The sequence below is a fragment of the Azospirillum aestuarii genome, from assembly GCF_016632405.1.
In the GTDB taxonomy this organism is placed as follows: domain Bacteria; phylum Pseudomonadota; class Alphaproteobacteria; order Azospirillales; family Azospirillaceae; genus Azospirillum; species Azospirillum aestuarii.
The window spans coordinates 1-3,820 of the sequence record NZ_JAEPIV010000076.1 but is presented as its reverse complement, the minus strand read 5'-3'; the positions used below and the strand labels follow the sequence as shown (position 1 = coordinate 3,820).

The following is a 3,820-nucleotide window of genomic DNA, read 5'->3' as shown; positions in this document are numbered from 1 at the left end:
GTTGCGGCGCCGCTTGCACTTTTGGAGGCTGAGGGGTTGGCGGGGCGCGGCGGACTCTGCGCGGTCATAGCCGGATCGAGTTGAGGAAATTTTAGGAAAAGAGGCTCAAAATGCTGCCACGCCTCCCATCAGGAGGTCGAATGCGGGAGCAGTAGTGCAGACGATTTCTTCTCCTCTCGGCTACAGGCTCGGCCCCCTGCCGGTCCCTCCCCCGGTGGAAGGGATCCAGGTCAACTTCTGCCGCAATCCGGACTGCACGAACTTTCACGTACCGGCGCCCTTGCAGCGCGCCCCGCGCGGCCAAGGAAAAAGCGCCCCCTACCAGACCGTCGGCCACAAGCCCGGCCGACCGAAGCTCGTCTGCAATGCCTGCGGCGAAGGCACCGCGATCAAGAGCAACCTTGCCGTCTGGCAGGAGTTCCAACGCGTCTCCGCCTACCTCAAGGAGCCCCCGCAACCAGCGTGCCCGACCTTCGGATGCTGCAACGAGGGTGTTGGCATCTACACCCGTCCCGACGCCTACCGCAAGCGTGGCTTTACCGCCGCCGGAACCCAGCGCTACCAATGCAAGGCGTGCAAGAAGCGGTTCACCGGGGCGGAGCGAGTACGACGCCAGAAGAAGCCCCATGAAAACAAGACGGTGTTCTCGGAATTCGTGCGGGGGATGGGTATTCGTGGGATCGCCGACGGCTCCGGCCTCTCAGCGCAAACGGTCTACGACAAGCTTGATTTCGCCCATCAGCAGGCGCTCGCGTTCGCCGCGCATCGGGAGCGAACCGTCCCCTCGCTGCGAATCGACCGCCTGTTCCTCTGCACCGACGCCCAGAGCGTCGTCATCAACTGGTCGGACCGCAGGGACCGCCGCAACGTCCAGTTCACCGCGGTCGGAACGGCGTGCCTAACCTCGGGCTACGTCTTCGCCTCCAACCTGAACTACGAATGGGGCTTGGACTACAAAGCCGCGCACGCCGAGGCCGAGAAGCTGGGCGACTTCTCCGTGCCGTTGCCGTTCCGGCGGCACGCCCGTTTGTGGTTCGCGGAGGACTACGAGCACGCTGTCACCAGTGAGCGCAAGCGCATTAAGGCGGAGGGCCGACGACGTCCGCGGGCGCGCGCCAGCCAGCTCGACGACGAGATCCTCGACCGCGTCGAGGAGGAGTACCTGGCCGACCGCGCGCGCCCCGATCCCGACGTTCTCCTCGAGGCGCATCCCGACGCGTTCTTGCCACCCTTGGGCATGCAGGTGCGCGCCGAGTACACCGCTGCCGGTCACTTCCACCTGCTGCGACGGCTCCTGCGCAACGTCGGCAAGGTCCGCTTCAGCTTGGACCAAGACGGTGGCCTGTTCGCGGCCTGGATGGGAGCCTTCGCCGACCGGGTCGACGCAGGCACCGCCGACGCCTTCTACGTACGCATCACGAAGAACATGAGCGAGGACGAGCGCAAGAGGTGCGCGAAGGCGGCGTGGCGGCGCTTCCACGCGACGGCGATGGCCAACCCTGATCTCTCGGAGCGCGGCGTTCGGCTGCTCATGGTCAAGGAGCAGATGCCGAAGCTGCTGGCCATCGGCGACCGTGGAGATCGCTGGCTGGTCCACCCCTTCCCGACGAAGAACGAGCCGGAAAAGGCGATGTGCTTCCTCACGGACAAGATGGACGCGGCGGGCAACAGCAAGTATGCCCCCGACCACCTCGCACGCCTCTACGAACAGGCCAGCCTTCATCGCATCGACGGCTTCTTCGCTGTGGTGCGGAGCAAGCTGGCGCTGCTGCAACGCCCGGAGGGCAAGACGAGCTCAGGCCGCACCTGGGCGCGCAACGGCGCCTACAGCCCGCACGCGGTCGCCAAGGCGCTTGAGCTGTTCCGCGTCTACTACAACTACTGCCGCGTCGGCGAGGACAAGAAGACCCCGGCGATGCGGCTCGGGTTGGCGAAGGCACGGTGTACGTTGGAGGACATCCTGTATTTCCGGCCGGAGGCGCCGCGCCAGCGTGTTTTCAAGATCCGCCCGACGATCCGTCGCCGCGGCCACGACTTCGTTGGCCCGCCGATGCCCGCCGCCTTGAAGGCAGAGGTCCGCATCAAGTCGCTCGATGCGCGACCCAAGCCAAGGCACCGCCCGAAGCGGTCTCTCCAGCACTTCCACATTCCCGGCTACGCGCAAGGACCGCCGCCCGGGAAGGCGCCGACGGATGTGGCGAATGCGGAGCCGCCGTTCTGACGCGAAGACATCAGACGACGGCATCTCGGGAAAGCGAGAATGGCTTCCTGTAAGGCCGTTCTCCGCCTCGTTCGTTTATTAGACCGCCGCTGCACCGGCACCGGCACCGCAGCAAGCGCCCCCGTGCTCGTCCTGCTTCGGGGGGCACGGGACCGTGCCGAAGGAGCAGAAGACGCAGCAGTCGCCCTGGTTCGGTCGGAGCAGCGCGCCGCAGTACGGGCAGTCCCAGAAGAACTGGCACGCATCCGTCGGCATCGTCTCGGTTGATGCGGCTCCGCACTGCGGGCAAGTGATGGTCGATGTCAACTGCATCGCCGGGCGCCTACTGCTGCTGCGCCGACGGGAACCCGGTCTTCGTGGTGGCCTCGACCAGCGCCGCGACCGTGGCCTTGGCGTCGTCGAAGGTGACGACGGCGCTCTTCTCCGCCATGGAGACCTTGACGTAGCCGACGCCGGGCACGGCCTTGAGGGACTGCCGGACCACGATGGGACAGGTTTCGCAGGTCATGTTCTCGACCGTCAGCCGGACGGTGCGCTCGGCCGCGAGGGCGCCGCCGGAAAGCAGGGTCAAGGCGACGAGGGTGGAACCGAACAGGCGGGTCATCATGGTCGTCTCCATCAGGACAGCAGGAACGGGGCGACGTAGGGGAAGGCCACGGCCACGCCTACGAGGGCGGCCGCGCCCCAGAGGGCCGTCTTGACCAGCCGGGTCGGCGCGGGCCGGGCGCACACCGGGCCGTCGCAAGCGGACTGCCTGCGGTAGACGCGCCAGAACCCGGCGCCCAGGAAGCCGAGGGCGCCCGCCACGAAGAGCGGCTGGTAGGGCGCCAGGGCCGTCAGGTTGCCGATCCAGGCGCCGCTGACGCCAAGGCCGAAGAAGACGAGCGGCAGCACGCAGCACGAGGAGGCGCCGAGGGCGCCCAGGATCCCGCCGACGGCCAGCAGGCCCGGGGACAGGGTCCGAATGCTCCGTTCACTCGGCTGTGCATCTCCCGTCGCGGGCATAGATGTCTCCGGCATGCTCTGGTTCCCTCTTGCCTTCCATGACAATATGGGGCCTGTAGCCGCTACAGGTTCAAGGGCAAAACCAGTGAGACAGCTCACGAAATCGCGGGCGGCCGGTCTGACGATCGGCGGCCTGTCACAGCACACCGGCTGCAACATCGAGACGATCCGGTTCTATGAGCGAGAGGGCCTCATTCCGGCGCCGCCGCGCACCGAGGGCGGCCACCGGGTGTATGACCGGGAGCATCTGCGTCGGGTGAACTTCATCCGACGCAGCCGAAATCTCGGCTTCACGTTGGATGAGGTGCGGGCGCTTCTGCGGCTGGCGGATGGCCGTCACACATGCGCCGAGGTGCAGGCCGTTACGCTGGAGCATCTCGACGCCGTCCGGCGAAAGATCGCTGACCTGCAGCGGCTCGAACGGACGCTGTCCGAGACTGCCAATCGCTGTGTCGGCGGTGACGTGCCAAGCTGCCCGATTCTCGACAGCCTCTTTTCTAGCGGTGCGGAGCCGCTACCGGAGTGACGTAGACAGGACTTCGGGGGCTACCCTGGCCCCTCGCTGGAGGCCAGGGGCAGCCTGCCCGCAGTGCT

General features: G+C 66.8%; 5 protein-coding genes. 2 read left to right on the top strand and 3 right to left on the bottom strand.

Annotated elements, in window-relative coordinates; translation table 11 throughout:
- Nucleotides 1-154 precede the first annotated feature (154 nt).
- Complete coding sequence (locus JJL56_RS32590; RefSeq protein WP_200487912.1) at nt 155-2,221, top strand: hypothetical protein; 2,067 nt, start codon at nt 155-157, stop codon at nt 2,219-2,221.
- Between the two features lie 78 nt (nt 2,222-2,299).
- Here JJL56_RS32590 and JJL56_RS33850 read toward each other — a convergent pair whose 3' ends face one another.
- Genes JJL56_RS33850 through JJL56_RS32580 form a run of 3 tightly spaced genes read right to left on the bottom strand, consistent with a single transcriptional unit; the run spans nt 2,300 to nt 3,241 of the window.
- Nucleotides 2,300-2,533: a GDCCVxC domain-containing (seleno)protein gene (locus tag JJL56_RS33850; protein ID WP_282188976.1), complete on the bottom strand. Its 234-nt coding sequence runs from the start codon at nt 2,531-2,533 to the stop codon at nt 2,300-2,302.
- Nucleotides 2,534-2,543: 10 nt separating this feature from the next.
- Nucleotides 2,544-2,828, bottom strand: coding sequence for a cation transporter (locus tag JJL56_RS32585; RefSeq protein WP_247891385.1), 285 nt, complete (start codon nt 2,826-2,828; stop codon nt 2,544-2,546).
- A gap of 11 nt (nt 2,829-2,839) precedes the next feature.
- Nucleotides 2,840-3,241: a mercuric transporter MerT family protein gene (locus JJL56_RS32580; protein ID WP_247891384.1), complete on the bottom strand. Its 402-nt coding sequence runs from the start codon at nt 3,239-3,241 to the stop codon at nt 2,840-2,842.
- 70 nt (nt 3,242-3,311) lie between these two features.
- Here JJL56_RS32580 and JJL56_RS32575 point away from each other — a divergent pair, with 70 nt between their 5' ends.
- A complete protein-coding gene (locus JJL56_RS32575; protein WP_345772670.1) occupies nt 3,312-3,752 on the top strand; it encodes a MerR family transcriptional regulator in 441 nt (146 codons plus the stop codon).
- The last annotated feature ends 68 nt before the right edge of the window (nt 3,753-3,820 follow it).

Excerpts from the sequence above, each read along its gene's own strand:
- JJL56_RS33850 (WP_282188976.1), bottom strand. The coding sequence starts at position 2,533 with ATGCAGTTGACATCGACCATCACTTGCCCGCAGTGCGGAGCCGCATCA.
- JJL56_RS32585 (WP_247891385.1), bottom strand. The coding sequence starts at position 2,828 with ATGATGACCCGCCTGTTCGGTTCCACCCTCGTCGCCTTGACCCTGCTT.
- JJL56_RS32580 (WP_247891384.1), bottom strand. The coding sequence starts at position 3,241 with ATGCCGGAGACATCTATGCCCGCGACGGGAGATGCACAGCCGAGTGAA.